The following is a 22791-nucleotide window of genomic DNA, read 5'->3' as shown; positions in this document are numbered from 1 at the left end:
ACCTGCGCGCCGAAACTAGCCGCCCGTCGCGGTGGGAGCGAGCCGTCCCGCAGCCTGTCGGGACTCCGAGCGCTCGAGCGGCCAGAGCTGTACGCGCTCGATGCCGAGATCGTCGGATACGCTCCCCAGGATGTAGTCTTCGCCGATCTCGAAGATCCTCAGATCCGGGGGGAGGTCCATCAGGCCGAGCACCCGGCCGTCGGCGTCCAAGACCGTCCACGCGGGGGTCGGCTCGCCGGGCAACTGGTAGTCCTCCACCCAGAGACTGCCGCGAGAGTCGGTCAGAATCCGACCGAACGCGGGGAATCTCTCCGGCAATGGCATGTCCTCCAACTCGGCGAGCACTCTCGCTCGCTCCTCCTCGGTGCGGTCCGCGTACTGCTCGTCGAGATGGTCATCGAGGTCGGACTGGGTCGGACTCCGAACGTCGTGCGCCCGCCGCACGATCCGCGCCAGTGCGCCGTCCGCCGTATAGGCCCGGATCTCATAGAGGTCGTTCGAGCCGATGACGATCAGATCCCCCCAGACGTGAGCGATGGCGGAGTGGCGGAAGGGCTGTGGGTACGGGGCCATGCCCCCGCCTTCGGCGAATATGTACCACTCCGACGCCGGATACGTCCCGAGCGCCGCATGCAAGTTGCCGTCCGGCACCGCGATGGCGTATTCGACCTCCCTGCGAACCAGTCCGGTCCCCATGGTGCCGGCGACGAAAGCGGGCACGGTACCCAGGAACATCTTTCCGTCGGGCAGCACGCCCATGAGGCGGTAGTATTGATCCTCCAGCACGAAAGTGCGCCCGTGCACACCCTGGGCGTTGAAGATCGAGACCCTCCTCGCATACAGGTCCGACGCCGCGATGGAATCGCCGGGCCAGGGCTCGACGCTCCAGGGAGCGGCGAAGTCGCCGAACTCGCCCGGCCCTTCGCCCCGGCCTCCCCACGATGCGAGGTGGGTCCCCGACGCGTCGAACACCCGCAGTTCGCCGGATCCCGCGTTGGCGACGACGATCCTCCCGTCCGGAAGCCTCGCGGCGTCCCTGACCTGATACAGCTCGTACGCCGGGATCCCCCTCGAAGGCGCCGATCGAGAGCGCGGGCGCCTCCGCGATGCGCCATCCGAGCCGGGTCTCCGGCGCGGGTTTGTCGTTCTCGACGATCGTCACGCCCGCGCTGTCGCGGATCACCGACTCAAGGCCCGAGCGTCCCTCTTCGGCATCCCCGCACGCGGCGGCAGCGGCGGCCAGGATGCACACCCCCGCCAGAGTCATGGTTCTCATGGTGTACCTCGGTGCGCTGGCGTGATTCGAGCGCGGATGACGTAGGGTACGTCCAATTCATCCGTCGCGACCAGCCAGACCAGATCGCCGCGCACGACCGGGGTGACCTGCTCGAAGAGTCTGAGGCCGGAGCCCAGGCTGGCCGTGCCGAGATAGGCCACGTCCCTCGAGTAGACATCGAACAGGACCCCGCCGCCGCTGAAGGGGGTCCGGATCCACAGGTTGCCCTCCGCTGATTCGAAGATGTCCTCGACGGCGGGTCTGATGGCGGGGACCCGGGACCAGTCCCATTCACCCACGCCCATGTTGGAGAGCATTTGCCGCATCATGTCGATGATGGAATCGCGTTCCACGGCAGGGACGGGGACGGGGGGTCTTCGGGTCTCGACCAGAAGCGTCGTGTCACCGCCCGGCTGCCACCGCTTGATGCGGTATTCGGGATCTCCGGGCTGGGTCGACCATACCGCGCCTCGCTTATCGAGGTAGGTGACCTCGTGCGGGTAGAACGGGATCGAGTACGCCATGTAGCGGCCGCCCATCTCCTGGTAGAAGGCACCGGGCTGGCTTGCGGGATCGAACTCTTCGCCTTCCGGGCCGTCGCTCGGCAGCGGCAGCGAGTCTATGAGTCTCATGTTGAGATCGTAGACGCGAAGCAGCATCCGGTTCCCTGACACCGACGATGGCCGGTAGATGCGGTTCCCCTCTACCATCGCACCGTTCCAGGTCGCATTGAAGTTCGCGTCGGCGAACGGGAAGGATTCCACGAACCCCTCTTCGGGATCGAAGACGGACATGCGCCCGTTGCGGGTATCCGGCACCCACAGCCGCCCGTCCTGATCGAGCATGAGACCGTTCGCATCCGCGAACTCACCGGGTCCCTGCCCCTTGCGGCCGTGGGTCGCGATGTGAGCGCCATCGGGACCGAAGACGCGGAGTTCCTGCGCCTGGGATTCGAGGACGGCGAACCCTCCGCCGTCCAGCGCGACCAGACCCTTGAGGTATCCGAACACGTCCAGCCCGTCACCCTCTACGGAGCCGACGCGCAGTTCCTCCACCAGAGTCCACGTGGGCAAGGTCTCCGGCGGCGGGATGTTCGTGACGCGGACCGTCCCGGAGGGCATTGTGTCCCGTTCGGCAATCCAGCCGCTCGTCGACGTCGAGCCGCCACAACCTGTCGCGACCAGACAAGCGGCAGCGAGAATCGCTGATCTTCTACTTCTCCCATCCATCGTACAGCTCCTCGCTCGAAGTTGGTCTTTTCGCACCGCCCCTTCGGGTCCGGTGGGGGAACAGTACGTCAGTAGATGCTGAAAAATCAACACTTGATCCGCGTGGCTCTCCCATGAGCTGGGTTGTGGCGGTTAGCTATCGTTTGAGGCGGCCAGTTCCCTGGGCAGCGAGTAGAGGGATACGTACTCGATGTCGAGGTCATCTCGCTCACTGAGGAGGAGATGGTCTCGGCCGACTCGGGTCAGATTCCCTCCCGGCGGCAGCGCGATCCGGCCGAGGAGGCGCCCTTCGCCATCGAACACGAGCCAACGCTCTCCCTCGGGATCACCGGGCCGAGGCATCTCTCTTGCCCAGAAGCCGCCCTCCGGGGCGGCGTGAAGTCCGGCGACCGTCCCGAACTGGTCGGCGACCGGCCTCGCGTCGAAGCGCCGCAGCACCTGCTGGCGACGCTCCTCCGTCGTCGCGCGGCGGCTCTCCGTCTCGCGTGCCGCCGCCACATGCGCCTGGGTGACGGTGCGGTCGCGCCCGATCCAGCGGATCAACCGTTTCAGCCGACCATCGAGATCCAGAAGGCGGACTTCGTACGCGTCCCCCAGCGTCAACGCGATGGCGTTCTCCAGGGCCCTGGCTCCGGCCAATCCCTCGAAGAGCCGGTCGACGAACATTGTCTCGCCCTCTACTTCGACCGGCCCGAGATTCCAGCCGGGGACATTGAAGACCGTGTCCTGAAGTGCCCCGGATCCGTCGTACCGAAGCCCTATGAGCGGCGACCACTCGAACTGGGTCGATCTCACCATCAGCAGGCTGGCGACGAGGAGACTGCCGTCCAGGAAGCGCCCGCCGGGGAGCGGGGCGGCCGGGAGCGGGCGCATGGGGCTGACCTCGAGGAACCTCCCGCCGGCAGTCCAGTAGGCGAGCCTTCGATTCCGCCAGTCATAGATGACGAGAGAATCGGCCCCGGCCTTCCATACACGCTGCGGCAGCCCGAACTCCCGCGGCCCCTGACCCAGCGACCCGAAGAACGCACGGAGTGTGCCGTCCCGAGCGAAGATGCGAATGAGGGGCTCGATCTGACTCACGACGGCGATCGAACCGTCGTCCAGTTCCACGGCGTCGGTGACGCGAAAGAGCTGGTGTTCGGGCGGACCGTCCTGGCGGCCCAGACGAAGTCTCGGTCGGGAGGGCAGCACAAACTCGGAGATATTTCCGCGGTTCTCGACGATTTCGACCCCCGCGCTGTCTCGCACGGAGAAGTCCGGGCCCCCGCCGCCGGGAGACGCGTCGCACCCGATGTACAGAAAGACACTCACCAGGATCGTTGCGCGGATCGTTGTACCACAGGCGGTCATTGATCTCTTCCGGGGACTCGATTGAAGCGAACGCGTGCCGCGCGCCGGACGTCGAGAGAGTCGCGTGTCGTGCCATAGAGTGTCGTCTCGGTGACCCAGAGAGATCCGCGGTGGCTGACGCGTCGCGGCCATCGATATCGCGCCACCAGGGTGTCCCGGCGGTAGACGTCGGCCTCACGCATCTCCTGCCCGTCGACGCCCGTTTTCTCCACCCACAGCCGGCCTGCGCGATCAAAGAAGAGGCCGGCCAGAACCGGTTTGCGGTCGGGGATCCCGAATGGGTGTTCCCGCACGTCGAATCTCTCCTTCTCCCGGTCGATCTGGGCCTGCGCACGGCGGCGTTCATCCGGGGTGAGCTCTGGTCCCCGCAGTGGATCTTCGATCGCTGAGGTGCTTCGGTCGGGATGGTGAAGCGTGACCGAGTACGCGGAACTGACCGCCGTGGCCCACCGACCTTCCGGCCCGTGCCCGTGAAGCCATAGGGGACCGAAGGGCTGGTAGACGAAGAATGAGAAGGCCTGATCTCCCACCATGACGTCGATCTGGCTGCTGCCGGTGGCCTGCTGCCCGGACGCCGACATCGGGACCGTATCCACGGCCGTGCCCGGACCCAGATGAAAGCGCGTAAACCTGGTCTCGCCGGCCGGCATCCCGAGATCGACGAGCCGACCCTCCGCGTCGAAGGTCACCGGAGCGATCAGGTTGATGGCGGCGTTGACGCTTCTGAGGCTACGCACGTACTCCGCGCCCGCGGCTCCGAGGCTGAACGCGCTGTAGCGGTAACTCTCCCGTACCCACAGGAGGCCGTCGGGCCCGAACGTCATGCAGCAGGGATTCGTCGTCTCGCCGGGACCCTCCCCCTGACCGCCGAAACGAAAGGCGAAGCGACCGTCCGGCTCGAACACCCGCACCTCGTGGGTCTGATAGTCCGCGACGATCAGCCGCCCGCGGTCGTCCGCCACCACGGAGCCGATGGTCGTGAAGAGGTAGGGATCTTCTCCCTCGACCTCGCCGACCTCGAGGTCGATCGACCCCTCGTAGACCGGGACCTCCCGCGACGCCGGGAAACGGCCATCCGCACACGCGGCAACCCCCAGGAGCAGCGCGATGCTCACCGGAATCCCGTTGAACATCCCCGCGTTCCTCAGGATCGCCGGTCCGGGCTTCATGAGCCGGAGCGGGCGAGGGGCCAGGACTCCACGTACTCGATGTCGAGGGCGTCTCGCCGCGTGCCGAGGATGTAGTCCTCGCCGATCTCCGTGACGGCGAAGCTCCCCGGCATCTCGAAAAGGCCGAGGGCGCGGCCCTCCGGATCGAACACGGTCCATAGCCGGTGCGTTTCCCCGGGCAGCCGGTATTCCTCGACCCAGAGGTAACTCAACCGGTCGACGAGCACCTGGGCGAAGGCGGGGAAGGCCTCGACGAGCGGCATGTCGGCAACCGCGTCCAGCGCCTCGGGCCGATCGGGATTCTGCCGGGCCACCCAATCGCGCAGGTCGGCCCGGGTCGGTCCGCGGGCCTCGTGGTCGCGACGGACGATCCGCGCCAGCGACCCGTCCGGCTGATAGGCGCGGATTTCGTAGCGGTCGTTGGTGGTAATCACGACCAGATCCCCCCAAACGAAGTCGAACGCGCGGCGATCGAAGGGATAGCTGCGGGGCCAGGGCGGCCCGTCGGCCGTGTTGACGAGGTACAGTTCCGATCCGGGGTACGCACCCAGGTCCCGCTGCACGCTCCCGTCCGCTTGGAGGATCCCATACTCCAGATCCGGCCGGATGAGCTCCGAGGTGCCCGGCTCCCCGCGCTCGAACGTCGTGAGCGTGGCGGCGAAGACTCTGCCGTCCGGGAGCGGGCCGACCACCCGCTGGTAACCGCCCTGCAGCCTGAGGGCGCGACCGAAGGTTCCATCGGTGGAGAAGATGGAGATCCGGCTGCTGAAGGAGTCCGTGGCCATCAGCGAGTCGCCCGGCCACGGTTCCACCCCTCCCGGAGCCATGGCGCCGAACTCGCCGGGGCCGTCGCCCTGGCCGCCCCACGATTCGAGGTGGATGCCGTCCGAGTCGTAGACGCGAAGCTCCCCGGTCCCCGCGTTGGCGACCACGATCCGCCCGTCGGCGAGCCGCATCGCACCGCCGACCCGGAAGAGTTCGTACGCGGGGTCCCCCCCGGCCGTCCCGATCAACACCGTCGCCTCCGGGCCGACCCGCCAGCCCAACCGCGAATCCGGAAGCGGGCGCCCGTTCTCGACGATCGTGACCCCGGCACTGTCCCGGACGGTGCTTCCTAGCCCTCCGTCGCCGTCCGGGCCGCCCGCGCACGCCACAAGGAGGACGCCACAGAGGACACCGGCGAGGACCGCCGGCAGGAACCCGGGAATCCGCATCGTTCGGGGCGTTCGGATGGTCATGGCCTGTCCAGGGAATATAGGCGGACGTATTCGACGCCCTGCGCGTCACTCCACACGCCGAGCAGGTAGTTGTCACCGATCTCCAGACCCGGGGCGAAGTCCGGGATGAAGCCTCGCTCCAACCCGGCTGGCACGGAGACGCTGCCCAGCCAGGTGCCGTCGGCAGCGAAGACCTCGAAGGGCCCTACCTCTATCCCTGCGCCGAAGAAGGGCTCCACCCAAAGGGTCCCCAACGCGTCCAGGCGAATGGAGCGCAGGATGGGGAGCGTCGGGGCCCTGGGATCCTCTCTCCGACTCCGCGCCATCTCCTCGGCCTGCGCGCGCGAGACGCCGCCGTACGTGACGTTCGTCTCGATGTACTCCTCGATCTCGGCATCCACGTGGGCGCTCGTGACGGGAATCGGTGCGATGTCGCGACGAAGGATCCGAGCGGTGCTGCCCTCCCTGAGGGAGATCGACCGTACATGGAACGCCTCCGTATCGACGGCTGCGAGCGTCCCGGGAGCGACGGCGAACTGTGGCCCCTTTCCGAAGTCGTAACCGATGTGCGCGACGCTCTCGCCGTAGCGCCGTATCACTCCCTCTTGACCGGGAAAATCCGACACCGCATGGATCGTCCCGTCCGAGAGATCGAGGGTCCCGATCCTGATCCCCGGCCATCTGACGACGCCCTCCACCTCCGGCCAGGCGCCACCGTAGGCACCGTCCGTGAAGTTCATGATCAGTTGGCGCCCCGATACTCCCACAGCCGATCGAGGTCGAGATTCGCGCCAGGGTGGCTCCACCCGGATTGTCCGGGCGAGTTCACCGTCCGCAGCGAAGATCTGCACGCGCCAAAGCCGGTTGTCGTAGGAAACGAGGGAGTCGCCCGCGAGCACGCCCAGGAAAGACAGGGAACGGTGTTCGCCCGGCCCTTCGCCTTCACCGGCCGCGCACCATACGAAGGTCCCGCCCCGGTCGTAGCGGCGAAGTTCGCCTGAGCCCCCGTCCCCGAGCACGATGTCGCCCGTGCTCAGGCGTACCGCCCCCACGACACCGTGGAGTTGGTATTCGGGATCCCCGATGGCCGTCCCGATCTCGAGCAGCGGCTGCTCACTCACGATCCAACCCTCGTCAGGTCCCCACACCGGCTCAACAGCGGTGGCGATCGCCACTCCGGCCGAATCCGAGTGCAGCGTGCCGGTCTGCGACCCCGCCACACCACAAGCCGGCAGAGCGAACAAGGCCAGGAGTGGAGAGACGGCACCTGTGCGGACCCACCGCATCAGGAGACAACCGCGGCCGCCGTGATCCATGACTCTCTCCCCGTGGTCTGTTCAGTTGTGCCGAACCGGGGACACAGTCAGCGGCGGCTTGGTTGCGCGGGGATCGAGGATCCCTCCACCAACGCGTAGACCACGACGCTCTCGACATCCATCTCGTCCCGGAACACCCCGAGGACGAACTCGCCGGTCACATCGAGGATACGGAATCCGGGCGGAGCCTCGATCCTTCCCAGCCACTCCCCATCCGGGGAAATGACGGTGTACGGCGACGCGCCTTCCTGGAATCCGCCCGGTCGGTAGGAGGGCAGCCATACGCGTCCTTCGGCGTCGGTGAACGCGGAACCGAAGAGCGGCATCGGCCGACCGACGCTCGCGAGGTAGGTGGCCATGTCCTCCTCCAGGATCTCCTCGAACCGGGACTCGGGAACACTGCGGTACTCAGCGCGGGTCCTCCTTCGTTGGGCGGCCTCGACGGACTGCACCAGTTCCGTGGTCAGGTGGGCGGGTTCGGCTTGCCAGCGTACGATCTGCGTCACGGTGGCGTCCGGCAGACGCCAGGTCACCTCGGGCCGGTCGGACCTCGTGTAGACGAACCGTCCGGCGGCGACCACGACCTGGCCCACCGCCTCGATCGGATCCCACCACTCCAGCTCCGGCGGCATCCGCGTCAAGAAGTCGTACGACGCGACCGTGTCGAGGGCGGCGGTCTCCATGTCGACGCGGGCCATGTGCCCAGGGCGCCATTCCCCTTCGAATCCGGTCCGGAAGTTAGGAGCGGTGAACAGCACCGAAGTCGCCAGCAGCAACTCGCCGGATGCACCGATGCCCGCCACACGGAGACCGCTTGACCGATGGAGCTCGGCGGCGCGCGCGATCGAACGGCCGGCGAAGAGCGTGACGCGGCCCAGGCGCCGGTCGGCCACCAGGACGCTGTCCTGCCCCGGCGCGAACAGGGCGTCGACATACCCGACTTCGCCCGGTCCCTCTCCCCGTCCGGCAAGCACCTCGTGCGTCGTGCCATCCGGGCTCAGGACGACCAGTTCGCTGCTCCACTCGTCCGAGAGAACGGCGCCGCCATCGGGAAAGAGTCGGCCGAAGTTGATTTGCTCGAATTCGTAGTCGCCAGGGTTCGCCCCGTGCCGGTACAGCGGTTCCGGCGCAAGGGCGAAGGGCGGCTCGACCTCCGGCACCCCCGCATACTCGACGATCCGCACCCCGGCGCTGTCCCGCATCCGGACCTGGGCATCGCCGGTGAGTCCGGTGTCTCCCCCGCAGGCAGCGAGGGCTGTCGCCAGCATCAGTACGCGGCTTGTCACCGGCCGAATGGCAGGTCTCCGATGTCGTACCAGTCGAGCGCCCGATCCGGAATCCCGTCGCCATCGTCCGGCCCGACCTGCCGCTCGACCAGCGCGACCAGTGTCGACCCCAGGAGGTCGAAGCTCCTCAGCCGATCCCTGACCCGCACCGACCCGACGTATTCGGCGTTCTCGTACACGTCCAGGTAGGACCATTCGCGTTGGTCGCGCTGGGTGGCGATCCAGTAGCGGTTGGCGTCGTCGAACAACTGCTCGCCCGTGGACAGATGGTAGTTCTTCGGGGTGGCGCGATAGCTTTCCAGCCGCTCCTCGACGCCCTCGGAGATGGGGAAGCCCCGCCGCCTGTTGAAGCCCCTGAGCATCTCCTCGAGCCGTGCCACGTCGCGCTCGTCCGGGAGTTCCGGGACATACATCGGCGCGCGGAGCACGGTGGCGTCGCCGGTGTCACCGACGAAGATCAGATGACCTTCGCAGGCCACGAAGGCCCAGCCCTCCTCGCGGTTCGGGATGCCGTAGATGACTTGCCCACACTCGACATCCCACGTCGCCTGCGGAGACCCTTCCTCCCGCACGACCTGCCCGGAGGCGAGGTCCACGTCGTACCGGGTCACCAGCGATCCGGAAGTCTCGCGGCCGAGCATCACCATGTAGTCCAGCGACAAACCCGAGACCACAGCGCCGAACGACGGGAGGGGCTCAAAGAAGCTGCCCGGCAGCATCACGTTCGATACGTAGGCGCCCGATGCCTCGAAGACCGTGAAGCGGCCCAGCGCCGGATCCACGACCCCAACCGTTCCCTCATCTCCGCGAGCGAGGTACTCGGGATTGCCAAACTCCCCGGGACCTTCCCCCTCACGCCCGAAGACTCCCGCGACGGTGCCTTCCCCGTTGACGCAGCGGACCTGGCCCTCGTAGGAGTCGATTACGCAGGCCGTGCGCCCGTCCGCAAGAAGCGCGACTTCGTTGCTCTCGCTCAACGGCACGGCTGCCGTTCGGGTTACCTCGGGCGTGAAGATGCCCTCACCAACGGCCCCACCCTCACCGCAGGCCCCGGCGAAGGCGAGGAGTGGTAGGCACGTACCTGCGCGGACCCACTGTATCAGAAGACAACCGCGGCCGCCGTGATCCATGACTCTCTCCCCGTGGTCGGTTCGGGCGATACCGAACCGCAGACACAGTCAGCGGCGGCTTGGTTGCGCGGGATCAAGCGGCGCTCCGAGACTGAGGGCCAGCTACACGACGTAGGCCTCCGGGGCGGCGACCGTGAGCCGTCCGGCTTCCGCAGCGAAGATCGGACCCTTCCCGAACTCGTAGCCCTTACCGAGCCGGACGACCCCGACCACGCCGTCAAGTTGATACTCACTCGCGCCGAACGCAGTCCCGATCTCCACCAGGGGCTCGTCGCCGACGATCCAGCCTTCGCCGGGTTCCCAGACGGGTTCGAGAGCGGTGGCGATCGCCACGCCCGCCGAATCCGAGTGCAGGGTTCCGACCCGCGCCGCCCCCGAGTCACAGGCCTGGAGGATGAGCGCGGGCACGAGCAGCAGGCCCGGACCGGTGAGCCTCAGCGTTGCGGAACGACCGTTACGGCGATGCTGACCTTGCGTCAGGAGGAGGGCTCCCGCGACAACGACCGGAGCTGCACGTATTCCACACCCAGCTCGTCGTATACCCATCCCAGAATGTAGTCTTCGCCGATCTCGAAGGTGCGGAGCCCGGGTGGGGTTTCAATGAGGCCCTGAACCCGTCCTTCCGGGTCGAAGACCGTCCACGCCGCAACCCGATACTCCCGCACCCAAAGATACCCGGCACGATCCGACAGGATCTCCGCGAAGGCGGGGTAGGAGTCCACCAGAGGCATGTCCCGCACTGCATTCAGGTTGCTGATTCGATCCTCGTCCGGCAGGTCCGCGTAGCGCCGGGCGTAGTACTCGTCCAGGTCGGCCTGGGTAGGGCTCTCCAGGTCGCCGTCCCGGCGGACGACTCTGACCAGCGACCCATCCGTGGCGAATGCCTTGATCTCGTAACTGTCCTGCACCCCGATCGCGACGAGTTCTCCCCATACAGCTCCCATGGTGCCGCGGCCAAAGGGGTGGGGCATCCCGCCCTCGATGCTTCCGTCCGCCGCGAAGATTGCGTAGAACTCGCTTCCGGGAAATTCGCCAAGTGAAGCCTGCAGCGCGCCCTCCGCGTCCAGGATTCCCCATTCCGCGCCCCGGCGCACGAGTCCCGAGGATCCTGTCATATCCCCGCTGAGTCCCCCACTGCCACTCGTGAAGATCTCCCCGTCGGGCAGCAGGTCGACCACGTTGAGCAGCCTTGTGTCGAGGTGCACGTCGCGACCGTGGTTCCCGTCCGCGTCGAACAACGACAAGCGGGTTCCCCAGGGATTCGCTGCGGCGATCGAATCGCCGGGCCAGGAGGTTACGGCGGTCGGGCTGTAGCTGACGAACTCGCCCGGGCCCTCGCCCCGGCCTCCCCACGTCGCCGCGTGCGAGCCGTCCGCGTTGAAGACCCTGAGTTCATTGCTGCCCGAGTTCGCGATCACGATCCTGCCGTCCGCGAGTCGCGTGGCATCGGTGACCCGGAACAACTGGTCGGCTTCTCCGCTGTCGACGGCGCCGATCGAAAGGGATGGCTGCACGCCGAACTCCCACGGCAGCCGCGAGTCCGGTGCGGGCGCGTCGTTGTCGACAATGATGACGCCGGCGCTGTCCCGGACCACCACCTCAAGCCCGCTGTCGGCGTCTTCGCTCGTGTCCTCGCACCCCACACAAAGGGTCAGAGCGAGGATCCCGGTTGCGAGGCATCCCCTGGTGGTCGGCTGGCTCAGTCCCGCGATCAACGTGCGGGCGGTGACTGATCACGATCGTCCGACTGACCGTTGATCCATGCTGTCCAGGCCTGGAGATCTGTTCCGAAGTCCTCGCCGCTCACGGTTCTCAGAAACGCGATAGCCGGCTGCCGCGTCCCGCGATGCTCGGCGCCGGCATAGGCAAGCAGGAGGTCTGGCCGTTCTCGGGCCAACTGCCGACCGAACTCCGGATCGACTTCGGTCGCAACCAGGACCCGCAGAACCAGATCGAAGGACCACGGATTCGTACCACCGAAGTGCGCCAGCAAAGGCTCTCGCGCCGCAGACCATTCGACAGGGCGCCTGCTATCCGAGTAGATCAACCCCTGGAGCAGGCTCTGCGCTACGTGCGTGACTCGGTCTTCCGGATCGGTCAGTGAGAGCACCAGGCCGTGCCACGACGTATCCCGGTCCATGAAGTTGCCGAGCACGAGCGTCGCGATCGCGCGCGCGGACCACGAGACATCCCTCGCCAGGAGTTCGTGTGCGAGGCGGTGATCTCGTCGGCCGTCTGCGCGGTCGATCCGGGTCCATACCTCCTCGAGGACTTCCGGGTCGGCACCAATCCATTCGGTGTCCTCGCGAGAGTGGAGCGTGCGCGCAGCCGAAGTCAGTATATAGAGGTCCTCCTCGGCGGTCGCCTTCAGTTTCCGCCAGGTGTCCGGCAGACCGAGGGTTTCGCTGCCTACCGCACGGTATCGGACACGTGTGAGGTCTTCCACGCCGACCACGACGGTGTAGACCTCGTCGGATCCGCGGGTTCTGTACGACATGGCAGCCGCCTCGGCGAATCCGAGTTCGAGCTCCATGACGGCCGCACAGGCGTGAAACGGCTGGTCGGGAGCCAATTCCTGGATGGCCTCGAACAGGTCGCGCGCGCGCCACTCCTTCAACCCGACGAACTCGACCGGTCCGTCAGGCCCTTCCATAACCTGGCCGGCGCCCGGCGACGCAGTCGTGAGCAGGAGCACCGCGGCGCAGAGCATTGATCGCGTGTTTGTCATGAAGCGCATCTCTACTCTCCCCGGAGACCTGGCGGCAGGTGCGTCGTTCGCGTAGGGCGGTCAGGAACCATCGGCGTTCAAGCTGCGCCTCAATGTCGCGGGCCACCGGGGCGATGCGCCGCTGTGTCGGCCGGGGGCGTACGCAACAGTTGGAGAAGGAAGTCCACGGCTTCTTCCGATCCCGTCCGACCGAGCCAGTAGATCCCCCGCTCCCGTACCTCCTCGTCCCGCTCGTCGCGGATGAGCTCCATCATCGTCGGGGCGGCGTTCGGATCGGAATCGGCTCTTTGGTAAATCGCGTATAGCGCGTGCCTTCTCATGAAGGGCTCCGAGAGACTATCCCGGAAGAGGCCGGCGAGACGTGGCACATCCACTGACGGGGCGGCCGCCCACGCGCCGAACGCTTCGCCGCGCACGTCGGCGGATTCCGTCCTCGTGAAGGCGATTTCGAACGCCCAGGTAGCGGAGTTCTCATCCCCGGTTGCACTTATCTTCGATTCCAGCGCGTTCAGCAGGCTCTCCTTGAGCCCATCAATCTCGATATTAGGGTAAATGCCGGTGAGGACTGCACCCTTCACTGCAGTGCGCCGGCCAAGCGCACGAATGGCCTCCCGGCGGATGCGCGCCTCTTTCGATGTGGAGAGGGCTGTGTTGATGAGTTGGTCTTGTATCGCGGTGGCTCCTGACGGTCCCGCCCAGTACCGACTCCTTCGGAGCGCGTTGATCGCGGCCACCTGGGTGCGATAGTCATCCGATTGCGCGAGCGTGGTCGACAACCTCGTAAAGGCGGCCGTCGAGTCGAAACGCCACAGTTCCGAGATGGCTGCGATCCGCACCGACTGCTCCGGATGGTATTCCACCACACCGATGAGCAGGCCTGCGGCCTCGGCCGTCTCTTCCCTCGCAATGAGGACGACGGTCTGTTCGTGGAGCTTCAGCGAGCATTCATCCATGCGGTCCAGGACGCCGCGCAGGACCTGCATGCGATTGACCTCCTCGAACCGCATCAACGCCTCGAGCGCCGCCAGCTGAACCGACACGTCTTCGCAGGCCTCCTGTTCCTGGCCCTGAGAGCGGGCGGCTACCTGCGCAGTGAATTGCGTCAGCGTTTCGGACTGAGTGGGCTGCGCCCGGTCCGGTCGGGTGACATCCCGCGGGTCCGGCCGCGTCCTGAGCAGCGTGTCGGCCAGGCCCTGCACATCCGCGAGCGCCACTGGCAGGTGACGGATCTCACCCCCCACTTCAACCGGCATCACATCGAATCCGGTCATTGGGTCGAGCGTCGCCTCCGCCTCGCGCAGAAGCTGCTCCGCCTCGCCGGCATCACCGCGGGCTGCCAACTGGCTTCGGATCTGTAGGTGGAGGTTCCTGACATCGGCGTAGAGGCGCCCGTGCCTCTGAGCCTCGTCGTGTCCAACCATCAGGACTTCCAGGAGGAGCCGGGCATCCTCCAGGTCGCCCTGCCGGTAGCGGGTGAATGCCTCCCAGTAGAAGGCGTCGGCGACATACCGTTTGTTCTGCAAGCGGCCGCTTCGGATCGCGGCGAACAGCTCGGCGGCGCGCTCGAAGTCCTCGGCACTTATCGCACGCCGGGCTTCGACGAACATGTTTTCCTCTTGCGTATAGGTGCGAGGTGGTCGAACGGCCGCCGAGTCAGGTGCAACAGTCGTCGAGTCCTGTGCCGCGAGCGACCTGGCTCCGAGCAGCGAGAGCGATCCCGGCAGTACAGCCGTGTCCACGGCCGCGACGCCGATCAAGGCCATTCCGAGGGCCATGAGGCTCCTCTTGCACTTATTCATCGCATACCTCCGTGATCATCTTCCTAGGTTCCGCTGGCGGAACGAAGCCGCATCAACATGCCCTGCTGCTCCATGCTTTCACGTGCCAGCTCTCTCTCGAAATCGGGCGCCTCCGGACCCAGACGCGCGATCTGGACGAGGACGAGTTCGAGATCCTGAAGCAGCGCCCGTTCACGCTCGCCTTCCGCAACGGGTGTATTGAGTAGCGAACGGGTTTCAACGAGTGTCTCGCGTGCCCACCTGGCCAGGTCGCTTTGGGATTCGGCGCCTCCGGGATCCGTCCGGAACATCACAAGCAGGTCGGCGGCCCGGTTGAGGTGCCGGAATGTGTCGGATTCGTCGGCCTGGGCGCGCGATGGCGAGAGGCTGGTGGGTCGCTGCGGCGGCGAGGCGACGGCCTCGCGGACGGGCGGATCCGCTTCAGAGCCGCCCGGCGGGACGGCCGGATCGGGTGCCGCCGGGGGCGTGGCCACGGCGAATTCGCGACTCGTCTCCAGGGGCTCCTCGATAAGCGAGGGCACCAGCGTCTCGCCGGCGACAGCCGACGCGATGGGTCCGGAGTCGGTCGCGGCGACCGACTCCGGTGCCGCGGTCGCGACCATGTTCGTACCGGCAGGGACGGGGAGCCGCCCCCCGCGGCCGAGCGCCACGGCCAGGACGACCGATGCGGCGGCGGCTCCCGTCAGCCAGACGACCGCCCGGCGCGGACGCCGCCCGAGCCTCCGGGCGGCGGTGAGCCGAACGGGTCCGTGCGTCGCTTCGCGAGCCTCCGACACGACCGGCCGCTGCCTGGCCCATTCGGCTTCGATGGCCTCCCACATCGCCTCGCGCGGCGCGGGCGGCGGCTCGTGATAGCCCAACGCTTCGAACGGCTCCTCGGCCGAGTCCACGGCCCGGCTCGCCGTGCCTCCCACCTGGAGCGCATCTCCGGCGAGGCGGATCTCGATCTCCGTCCACATCGCGTCCGCGGGAGCGTCCGGGGGGGCGTGGTAGCCCGCCGCCTCCCTCCGGAGGAACTTCGCGAACCGGTCCGCGTCGTCCATGCGATTCTTCAACACGCCCACTCCCCCGCGAAGTCCGCGAGCTCTTCCCGCAGGCGACCGCGGGCCCGGAAGAGCTGTGACTTGGATGTACCGGCCTTGATCCCGAGCATTTTCCCGATCTCCTCGTGCGTGTATCCCTCGAGATCGTGGAGGAGGAACACCGTCCGGTAGCCGGTGGGCAGTTCATCGATCGCCCGGTGAAGCCGAGCCTTGACGTCCGGCTCGACCCCGCGCGGCCCGCCGCTCGCGCGAAGATCGTCGTGCAGCACCGTCTCGCGGCCGCGGAAGCGCTTCACTTTCCGCAGTCCGTTCAGCGACACCGTCGTCGCGATGGACCCCAGCCACGTTCCGAACGCGGACTCGCCGCGAAACGTGTCGATCTTCGTGAACGCCCGCACGAACGTCTCCTGAGTGAAATCCTGCGCGAGATGATCCTCGCCCGCGAACCGGTAGCAGATCCGGAACACACGGTCGATGTGCGCGTCGTACAACACGCGCGCAGCGTCCTGATCCCCGTCCTTAAGCCGCTGGATGAGTTGTGGTTCCGTCACCGTGGCAGGGTCTCCGGGTCCACGCCGGTTCTTTCGCTTACAGACCGGTGACACAGCCAACGGGGGATTAGTTGCGCGGGGATCGGCCGGCCCGCGGGGTGCGGGCCGGGCCGATGAAGGGGCAGGGGCCGGGCGGGAGTCCGCCCCGGCCCCGCGGGGGTCAATCAGGCGACGGCGACTGCCGCGCCCTCGATCACCTCGGCGATGTGTTCCAGCGCCCATTCCAGACTCGCCTTCTCGATCGTGAGCGGCGGGGCGAAGCGGATCACCTGCTCGTGCGTCTCCTTGGCGAGAATCCCGCGCGCCTGCAGCGCCTCGCAGAACGGGCGAGCCGACCCGGACTCATCCCGGATGACGAGGCCGATGAACAGGCCGCGACCCCGCACGTGATCGACGTGAGGCGAACCGATCGCTTCCAGCTCTCCCTTGAACCAGGAACCCAGCTCGTTCGACCGCGCCGGCAGATCCTCATCCCGGATCACATCGAGCGCCGCCATGCCGACCGCGGCCCCCAGCGGGTTGCCGCCGAACGTCGACCCGTGGTCTCCCGGGTGGAAGACGTCCATCACCTCGGAGTTGGCGAGGATGCCGGAGACCGGGAACACACCGCCCCCGAGCGCCTTCCCGACGATCATGATGTCGCCGCGATCACCCTCCCAGTCGGCGCAGAACAGCTTGCCCGTCCGTCCCAGACCCGTCTGGATCTCGTCATTGATCATGAGGACGTTGTTCGACCGGCAGATGTCGAGCGCCCGAGCGTAGAATCCCTCGGGCGGGACCACGACCCCCGCCTCGCCCTGGATCGGCTCGACGAGGAAACCAACCGTGTTCGGCGTGATCGCGGCCTCGAGCGCGTCGGAGTCACCGTAGGGGACCGGCACAAACCCCGGCGTGAAGGGACCGAAGCCGAAGGTCGAACCGGAATCCGACGAGAAGCCCACGATCGTGGTGGTCCGGCCGTGGAAGTTCTGCTCGCAGACGATGATCTCGGCCTGGTCCTCGGCCACGCCTTTGACCGTGTACCCCCACTTGCGGGCCGCCTTGATTGCCGTCTCGACGCCCTCGGCGCCCGTGTTCATCGGCAACGCGCGCTCGAACCCCGTCGTCTCGCACAGCTGCTGGAGGAAGGGTCCCATGCGGTCGTTGTGAAAGGCACGGGAGGTGAGCGTGAGCTTCTCGGCCTGCTCACGCAGGGCCGCAATGATACGCGGATGACGGTGGCCCTGGTTCACCGCCGAATAGGCACTCAGCATGTCCAGATACCTGTTGCCCTCGACGTCCCATACCCACTCGCCTTGCCCGCGCTCGAGCACGACGGGGAGCGGGTGGTAGTTGTGCGCGCTCCACTTGTCGACCTGAAAGAGATATTCGCTGGTGTTCATCGCTTCCTCATAGGCGGTCGAGCGATCTCGACCATTGGTTGTGCCTTGGCAGTCCGTGGCGGACCGGAACCGGTCTCACCGGATTGAACAGGACCTGAAACGGTAGGCTCAAACCCCGCCGGCGGCAAGATGATCCGGGACCCGCGTTTTCCCGTGTCCAGCCACGGGCTGCTACCTTGCCCGGATGAGCGATACGTCCGTCATCCCCGACTTCACGGAGTTCTCCCGGCTGGCCGAATCCGGCCGGATCGTTCCTGTCGCGATCGAGATCCCGTTCGACCTCGACACGCCGGTCACCGCGTTCTCCAAACTCCGCCGCGGGCCGTTCTCCTTCCTGCTCGAATCGGTCGAGGGAGGGGAGCGCTGGGCGAGGTTCAGCTTCCTCGGCTCCGCACCCCGCGAGGCCTGGCGCCTGGACGGATCGGAGATCCGGCGCTGGAGGCCCGCCACGGGCTGGGGCGATCCTCAACCGACGACCGATCCGTTCGCGGCGTTCGAGGCCTGGATCACCCGCTACGAACCGGTCGAGGTTCCCGCCCTGCCCCGGTTCTGGGGAGGGGCCGTCGGCTTCTTCGGCTACGACACCGTGCGCTGGCTCGAGCGATTGCCACACGCGCCGCCCGATGACATGTGCGTGCCCGACGCCTGCTTCATGGCCACGGAGCAGGTCCTGATCATCGACAACCTCTATTCCCGGGCCTTCGCGGTGGCAGCGGTGCCGATCACGGAGGCCGACGAAGACCTGGCCGGGATCTACGGGGATGCGCGCGATCGGCTGGCCGACTGGGTTCGCGGGCTCGAAGAGCCACATGGGCTGGGACGGCTCGGCGCGGAACCGGCGGGTGGGCCCGAGGTCTCGGGAAATCGCTCGCGAGAAGACTACGAATCGGCCGTCGATCGGATTCGCGAGTACATCGTGGCCGGGGATGCGTATCAGGTCGTGGTTTCCCAGCGCGCCGGCGCCCGCTTCGGGGGCGACCCGCTGGAGTTGTACCGCGCGCTTCGCCGCAGCAATCCGTCGCCCTACCTCTTCTTCATCGAACTGGACGGAATGCGCCTCATCGGCTCGTCCCCCGAGACTCTGGTCCGGGTCGAGGACGGGGGCGTGACCGTGCGGCCGATCGCCGGCACACGCCCGCGCGGCGCCAACCCCGAGGAGGACGAACAGCTCGCTCGGGAGCTGCTCGCCGATGAGAAGGAGCGGGCGGAGCACCTCATGCTCGTCGATCTGGGTCGCAACGACGTGGGGCGGGTCGCCCGGCCCGGCACCGTCGAGGTCTCGCGCTTCATGGAGATCGAACGCTACAGCCACGTCATGCACCTCGTCAGCGAGGTCGCCGGGTCGCTCAGAGCGGGAGTCGACGCCGTGGACGCGTTCCAGGCCTGCTTCCCGGCCGGCACCCTGACGGGCGCTCCCAAGGTGCGTGCGATGGAGATCATCGACGAACTCGAGCCGACGCGGCGCGGGCCGTACGGCGGGGCGGCGGGATACGTGGGCTACGGCGCAACGAGTCTCGACATGGCGATCGTGATCCGGACGCTGCTCTCGATCGAGGACCGCGTGTACGCCCAGGCAGGGGCCGGAGTCGTCTACGATTCGGAACCCGCGCGCGAGTGGGAAGAGACTCGGCACAAGGCCCGCGTGCTCCTGGAGGCGTTGGCCGACGTATAGCGCCCCCGCGGGAGTTTCACCACGCTGCTAGAACCGGGCGACCCTCTGTTCGCGCGCCACGATGGGGTCGATCTCGGCCGCGTTTTCCTTCGCGTAGGCGAGCGCTTCCTCGAGAGCTTCCGTCCGGGTGCCCGCGAACCTCTGGCCCACTGCCGCGCTCATCGCGCACGCCGGTCCCGCCGCGGCGGCGACTTCCCACACTTCCGGCCCGCCGCGCAACGCCGCCCGACGACCCGCCCGAGTCTCCCGGAACTCGATCTGCGGGTACTTCTGAGCACCGAGCCATTCGTGGAGGATCTGCCGCAATCCCTCCGAGGGACTCCACTGCTGCTCGCGGAAGACGCGTTCGAGTTCCGACTCGAGTTCCCGCGACAGGCGCGTACACAGGGGACGGGGTAGCGGCATGTATACATAGTATACCATTTGCCGTTAAGGTGCCAGTCCCATGGGTTTAGCCCCTTCCGCACAGAGGGGATGTCACCTTTTCGCGACTCGCGGCGTCTAAGGGTGTACGTGGGGCCGCCGCACAACGGGAACGATTCGGTTGGCCCCTCCGACGAATCGAGGGAGCGATACGACCATGGACGTACAGAGGATTTCAGCCCGGATCGGCCTTGTCTTTTCGCTGACGCTCGCGATCGCGCTCCCCGCCCCGGTGAGCGCGCAATCGGCGACCGGAACCATCCAGGGGAAGGTGGTCGATACGGCTGGCAACTCCGCCATCGCGGGCGCCCAGGTCTTCGTCCCGGGAACCCTCATCGGGACGCTGACTGACGCGGCCGGCGCCTATACGCTCGAGAATGTACCGGCGGGAGGGCAGGTCGTCGCCGTTCGACTCATCGGATACCGGGAGACGCGTAGGAGCGTCACGGTCGTCGCGAACCAGACGGCGGTGCTCGATTTCTCCCTCGAGCAGACCGCCTTGAGGATCCAGGATCTCGTCGTGACGGGTGTCGTCGAGCCCACCCCTCAGGTCAAGCTCCCCTTCACCGTGGAGCGACTGAGCGCCAGCGCCTCGGCAATGCGAGTAGCGCAGGCGCATCCCGACTACAACACCGAGTCATACGCACGCATCGACGAGAACGACTTTCGACTGGTTAGCGCGTCGCCCCTCTCCACCTTCTCGATCGACGTGGACCGCGCCTCTTACGCCAACGTGCGGCGTTTCATCCAGGCGGGTGAGCGGCCGCCCGCCGACGCGGTCCGGATCGAGGAGTTGATCAACTACTTCCCCTACGAGTGGGACGACGTGTCGGCAGACCACCCCTTCGCGGTGGAGACCGAAGTGTGGGACGCGCCATGGAAGCCGGAGCATCGGCTCGTCCGCGTCGGGCTGCGGGCCCCCTACGTGGAGACGGGGCACCTGCCGCCCAGCAACCTGGTCTTCCTGATGGACGTGTCCGGGTCCATGTCGTCACCGGACAAGCTGCCCCTGCTGAAGAAAGCGTTCGCTCTGCTCGTCGAACAACTGAGGCCGCACGACCGCGTCGCGATCGTCGTCTACGCGGGGGCGGCCGGCCTCGTGCTCCCCTCGACGCCCGGGAACCAGCGCGGGAAGATCCTCCAGGCGGTGCAGCAACTCGAGGCCGGGGGAAGCACGGCCGGCGGGGCCGGCATCGCGCTCGCTTACGACGTAGCCCGCAAGAACTTCATCGAAGGCGGGAACAACCGCGTCATCCTCGCGACCGACGGCGACTTCAACGTCGGCGCCTCCAGCGACGGGGAGATGGTGCAGCTCATCGAGAAGGAGCGCGAGAGCGGGACCTTTCTGACGGTCCTGGGCTTCGGCACCGGCAACCTGAAGGACTCGAAGATGGAGCAGATCGCCGACCACGGAAACGGGAACTTCCACTACGTGGACGGCCTCCTCGAGGCACGGAAGGTACTCGTGGAGGAGATGGGCGGGACGCTCCTCACGGTCGCGAAAGACGTCAAGCTGCAGGTGGAGTTCAACCCCGAGCGGGCCGCCGCGTACCGGTTGATCGGCTACGAGAACCGGCTGCTCCACGACGAGGACTTCAACGACGACACGAAGGACGCGGGCGAACTGGGTGCCGGACATACTGTGACGGCGCTCTACGAGGTCGTGCCGGCCGGGCTCCCGGTGCCGCGGGGCAGCGTGGACCCGCTGCGCTACCAGCCGACGGCCGATCCGCCACCGGTGGAGGAGGCGGCGACGAGCACCTTTGAGGACGAGTTGCTCTACGTGAAGGTCCGCTACAAGGCGCCGGACGGCACGGAGAGCAAGCTGCTGGCCCATGCCGTCTCGGACCGAGTGACCTCCCCGTCGGGCGGCTTCCGTTTCGCCGCGGCGGTGGCCGGGTTCGGCATGCTGCTGCGGGACTCGCCACACGCCGGCGATTACACGCTCGACGACGTGATCGGCCTGGCCGAGCTCGGCAGGGGGACGGACCCGCGCGGGTACCGGGGAGAGTTCATCCGTCTTGTGGAGACGGCTCGCGACCTGAAGCTGCTCGGGACGGCAGCGATCGAGGACCGACAGCGTTAACCTTGCGGCTCGTCCCGCCGCCGCACCGGGGAGGAGCCGCCCGAGTTGAAGCTGAACCGACGCATCTCCGGCCAGATCGAACGGCCGGCGGACAAGAGACGCTACGTCCGCCGCCTGTTTGCGGGCGTGGCCGACCGCTACGACCTGACCAACGATGTCATGTCGCTGGGCCTTCACCGCCGCTGGAAGCGTCGGCTCCTTCGGTTGGCCGACCTGCGCCCGGGCCACCGAGTGCTCGACCTTGCCGCCGGCACCGGAGACCTCGCCCGCGGCGTACTCGAACTCGCCTCCCGGGAGACGTTCGAGATCCAGGTGTTCGCGGCGGACCTCACGCCGGAGATGATGCGGATCGGCCGCGCGAAAGCCGACGCGACCGTCGATGGGTGGATCGGGGCCGACGCCCAGCGGCTGCCCTTCCCCAATGGCGCCTTCGACCGCGTGCTCGTCGGCTACGGCCTTAGGAACTTCCCCGACCTTGACGCCAGCCTGGCGGAGAGCTTCCGCTGCCTGCGTCCGGGAGGCCGGTTGATCTCGCTCGACTTCGGGCACCCGGATTGGGCCGCGCTCCGCCGCGTCTATTTCGGCTACCTGAACGCCTCCACACGCGTGGTCGGGTGGGTGCTCCACCGCGACCCGGAGTCATACGTCTACATTCCGGAGTCTCTGAGGAGGTTCCCGGGTCAACGGGAGATCGTCAGGAGGATGGAAGCCACCGGCTTCGAAGGGTGCGGCTACGAAGACCTGATGATGGGGACGATGTCCGTGAACTACGGAGATCGCCGCTAGCGATTGGGGTTGGTTTCTGCTTTCCACACGGTGAACTGGCGCTGGCCGGCCTCGCTCTCCTCGAGCCGGACCCTCAGCGCGTCGCCATCGGTGAGACGCAGATCGTCCCTCATATCCTGGGGAATGGTGATACGCCCGCCACTGCCTACGTTGATATTTCGGTAGTACATGACGCGGAAGATCGCCATCTAACCTCCCTGTAAAGGGCTGGGATCGGCAAAGCGACGGAGCCCATGATAATGGCGATTCGATCGCTCTCGCGGTAGGCCGGAGTTGGATCGGCGACTCGCAGGGGCGGTGCCGGCGCCGACGGAGCTCACGACGTTGGCGACGGATGGGAGTGGCCGA

The 22791-nt window shown here is 67.1% G+C and carries 20 protein-coding genes; 3 read left to right on the top strand and 17 right to left on the bottom strand.

Features of this window, described 5'->3' with window-relative positions:
- Nucleotides 1-15: 15 nt before the first annotated feature.
- The 15 genes from ACN9M6_RS10080 to rocD all read right to left on the bottom strand — a co-directional run bounded on the left by ACN9M6_RS10080 (nucleotide 16) and on the right by rocD (nucleotide 17476).
- Nucleotides 16-972, bottom strand: coding sequence for a hypothetical protein (locus ACN9M6_RS10080; protein ID WP_419162798.1), 957 nt, complete (start codon nucleotides 970-972; stop codon nucleotides 16-18).
- 300 nt (nucleotides 973-1272) lie between these two features.
- Nucleotides 1273-2397 (bottom strand): 6-bladed beta-propeller, encoded by a 1125-nt coding sequence (locus tag ACN9M6_RS10075; protein ID WP_419162797.1) that lies wholly within the window; start codon nucleotides 2395-2397, stop codon nucleotides 1273-1275.
- A 240-nt stretch (nucleotides 2398-2637) separates the two neighbouring features.
- Nucleotides 2638-3816: a hypothetical protein gene (locus ACN9M6_RS10070; protein ID WP_419162796.1), complete on the bottom strand. Its 1179-nt coding sequence runs from the start codon at nucleotides 3814-3816 to the stop codon at nucleotides 2638-2640.
- Between the two features lie 35 nt (nucleotides 3817-3851).
- A complete protein-coding gene (locus ACN9M6_RS10065) occupies nucleotides 3852-5024 on the bottom strand; it encodes a 6-bladed beta-propeller (protein ID WP_419162795.1) in 1173 nt (390 codons plus the stop codon).
- Entirely contained in the window at nucleotides 5021-6262 is a 1242-nt protein-coding gene (locus tag ACN9M6_RS10060) for a hypothetical protein (RefSeq protein WP_419162794.1), read from the bottom strand. The genes ACN9M6_RS10065 and ACN9M6_RS10060 overlap by 4 nt, the downstream gene beginning before the upstream one ends.
- Nucleotides 6259-7362, bottom strand: a complete 1104-nt coding sequence (locus tag ACN9M6_RS10055) for a hypothetical protein (protein WP_419162793.1) — start codon at nucleotides 7360-7362, stop codon at nucleotides 6259-6261. Before ACN9M6_RS10055 ends, ACN9M6_RS10060 begins: the two co-directional genes overlap by 4 nt.
- A gap of 242 nt (nucleotides 7363-7604) precedes the next feature.
- Nucleotides 7605-8825 carry a hypothetical protein gene (locus ACN9M6_RS10050; RefSeq protein ID WP_419162792.1) on the bottom strand — a complete coding sequence of 407 codons (1221 nt, stop codon included), beginning with the start codon at nucleotides 8823-8825 and terminating at the stop codon, nucleotides 7605-7607.
- A gap of 14 nt (nucleotides 8826-8839) precedes the next feature.
- A complete protein-coding gene (locus ACN9M6_RS10045) occupies nucleotides 8840-9820 on the bottom strand; it encodes a hypothetical protein (RefSeq protein WP_419162791.1) in 981 nt (326 codons plus the stop codon).
- Between the two features lie 255 nt (nucleotides 9821-10075).
- Nucleotides 10076-10381, bottom strand: a complete 306-nt coding sequence (locus ACN9M6_RS10040) for a hypothetical protein (RefSeq protein ID WP_419162790.1) — start codon at nucleotides 10379-10381, stop codon at nucleotides 10076-10078.
- Between the two features lie 68 nt (nucleotides 10382-10449).
- Entirely contained in the window at nucleotides 10450-11688 is a 1239-nt protein-coding gene (locus ACN9M6_RS10035; RefSeq protein WP_419162789.1) for a 6-bladed beta-propeller, read from the bottom strand.
- Nucleotides 11685-12710 carry a hypothetical protein gene (locus ACN9M6_RS10030; protein WP_419162788.1) on the bottom strand — a complete coding sequence of 342 codons (1026 nt, stop codon included), beginning with the start codon at nucleotides 12708-12710 and terminating at the stop codon, nucleotides 11685-11687. Before ACN9M6_RS10030 ends, ACN9M6_RS10035 begins: the two co-directional genes overlap by 4 nt.
- An 80-nt stretch (nucleotides 12711-12790) precedes the next feature.
- Nucleotides 12791-14500 (bottom strand): HEAT repeat domain-containing protein, encoded by a 1710-nt coding sequence (locus ACN9M6_RS10025; protein WP_419162787.1) that lies wholly within the window; start codon nucleotides 14498-14500, stop codon nucleotides 12791-12793.
- 23 nt (nucleotides 14501-14523) lie between these two features.
- Nucleotides 14524-15558, bottom strand: a complete 1035-nt coding sequence (locus ACN9M6_RS10020; protein ID WP_419162786.1) for a hypothetical protein — start codon at nucleotides 15556-15558, stop codon at nucleotides 14524-14526.
- Nucleotides 15552-16094: an RNA polymerase sigma factor gene (locus ACN9M6_RS10015; protein ID WP_419162785.1), complete on the bottom strand. Its 543-nt coding sequence runs from the start codon at nucleotides 16092-16094 to the stop codon at nucleotides 15552-15554. Before ACN9M6_RS10015 ends, ACN9M6_RS10020 begins: the two co-directional genes overlap by 7 nt.
- A gap of 164 nt (nucleotides 16095-16258) precedes the next feature.
- Nucleotides 16259-17476 carry an ornithine--oxo-acid transaminase gene (gene rocD / locus ACN9M6_RS10010; RefSeq protein ID WP_419162784.1) on the bottom strand — a complete coding sequence of 406 codons (1218 nt, stop codon included), beginning with the start codon at nucleotides 17474-17476 and terminating at the stop codon, nucleotides 16259-16261.
- A gap of 184 nt (nucleotides 17477-17660) precedes the next feature.
- Between rocD and ACN9M6_RS10005 the strand changes: the two genes are divergently transcribed.
- Nucleotides 17661-19148 (top strand): anthranilate synthase component I family protein, encoded by a 1488-nt coding sequence (locus ACN9M6_RS10005; protein WP_419162783.1) that lies wholly within the window; start codon nucleotides 17661-17663, stop codon nucleotides 19146-19148.
- Nucleotides 19149-19175: 27 nt separating this feature from the next.
- On the opposite strand, the gene ACN9M6_RS10000 is transcribed toward ACN9M6_RS10005, so the two are convergent.
- On the bottom strand, nucleotides 19176-19553 hold the full coding sequence (locus ACN9M6_RS10000; RefSeq protein ID WP_419162782.1) for a hypothetical protein: 378 nt from the start codon (nucleotides 19551-19553) through the stop codon (nucleotides 19176-19178).
- Between the two features lie 175 nt (nucleotides 19554-19728).
- On the opposite strand from ACN9M6_RS10000, the gene ACN9M6_RS09995 reads away from it, so the two are divergent.
- Together ACN9M6_RS09995 and ACN9M6_RS09990 are read left to right on the top strand one after the other, a co-directional pair.
- Entirely contained in the window at nucleotides 19729-21657 is a 1929-nt protein-coding gene (locus ACN9M6_RS09995) for a YfbK domain-containing protein (RefSeq protein ID WP_419162781.1), read from the top strand.
- 45 nt (nucleotides 21658-21702) lie between these two features.
- The gene (locus tag ACN9M6_RS09990) at nucleotides 21703-22443 is read left to right on the top strand and encodes a ubiquinone/menaquinone biosynthesis methyltransferase (protein WP_419162780.1); all 741 of its coding nucleotides are present in this window, start codon (nucleotides 21703-21705) and stop codon (nucleotides 22441-22443) included.
- Here ACN9M6_RS09990 and ACN9M6_RS09985 read toward each other — a convergent pair.
- The gene (locus ACN9M6_RS09985) at nucleotides 22440-22631 is read right to left on the bottom strand and encodes an AbrB/MazE/SpoVT family DNA-binding domain-containing protein (RefSeq protein WP_419162779.1); all 192 of its coding nucleotides are present in this window, start codon (nucleotides 22629-22631) and stop codon (nucleotides 22440-22442) included. The genes ACN9M6_RS09990 and ACN9M6_RS09985 overlap by 4 nt on opposite strands.
- Nucleotides 22632-22791: the final 160 nt, after the last annotated feature.

Source organism: Candidatus Palauibacter sp. (genome assembly GCF_965197445.1).
In the GTDB taxonomy this organism is placed as follows: Bacteria; Gemmatimonadota; Gemmatimonadetes; order Palauibacterales; family Palauibacteraceae; genus Palauibacter.
The sequence above is the reverse complement of the archived record's forward strand: the minus strand, read 5'-3'. Positions and strand labels throughout refer to the sequence as shown.

What these genes read in the sequence shown, in the direction of transcription:
- ACN9M6_RS10075 (WP_419162797.1), bottom strand. Translation starts at nt 2,397, where the DNA reads ATGCCCTCCGGGACGGTCCGCGTCACGAACATCCCGCCGCCGGAGACC.
- ACN9M6_RS10025 (WP_419162787.1), bottom strand. Translation starts at nt 14,500, where the DNA reads ATGAATAAGTGCAAGAGGAGCCTCATGGCCCTCGGAATGGCCTTGATC.
- ACN9M6_RS10060 (WP_419162794.1), bottom strand. Translation starts at nt 6,262, where the DNA reads ATGACCATCCGAACGCCCCGAACGATGCGGATTCCCGGGTTCCTGCCG.
- ACN9M6_RS10005 (WP_419162783.1), top strand. Translation starts at nt 17,661, where the DNA reads ATGAGCGATACGTCCGTCATCCCCGACTTCACGGAGTTCTCCCGGCTG.
- rocD (WP_419162784.1), bottom strand. Translation starts at nt 17,476, where the DNA reads ATGAACACCAGCGAATATCTCTTTCAGGTCGACAAGTGGAGCGCGCAC.
- ACN9M6_RS10000 (WP_419162782.1), bottom strand. Translation starts at nt 19,553, where the DNA reads ATGCCGCTACCCCGTCCCCTGTGTACGCGCCTGTCGCGGGAACTCGAG.
- ACN9M6_RS10050 (WP_419162792.1), bottom strand. Translation starts at nt 8,825, where the DNA reads ATGCTGGCGACAGCCCTCGCTGCCTGCGGGGGAGACACCGGACTCACC.
- ACN9M6_RS10065 (WP_419162795.1), bottom strand. Translation starts at nt 5,024, where the DNA reads ATGAAGCCCGGACCGGCGATCCTGAGGAACGCGGGGATGTTCAACGGG.
- ACN9M6_RS09995 (WP_419162781.1), top strand. Translation starts at nt 19,729, where the DNA reads ATGGACGTACAGAGGATTTCAGCCCGGATCGGCCTTGTCTTTTCGCTG.
- ACN9M6_RS10030 (WP_419162788.1), bottom strand. Translation starts at nt 12,710, where the DNA reads ATGCGCTTCATGACAAACACGCGATCAATGCTCTGCGCCGCGGTGCTC.
- ACN9M6_RS09985 (WP_419162779.1), bottom strand. Translation starts at nt 22,631, where the DNA reads ATGGCGATCTTCCGCGTCATGTACTACCGAAATATCAACGTAGGCAGT.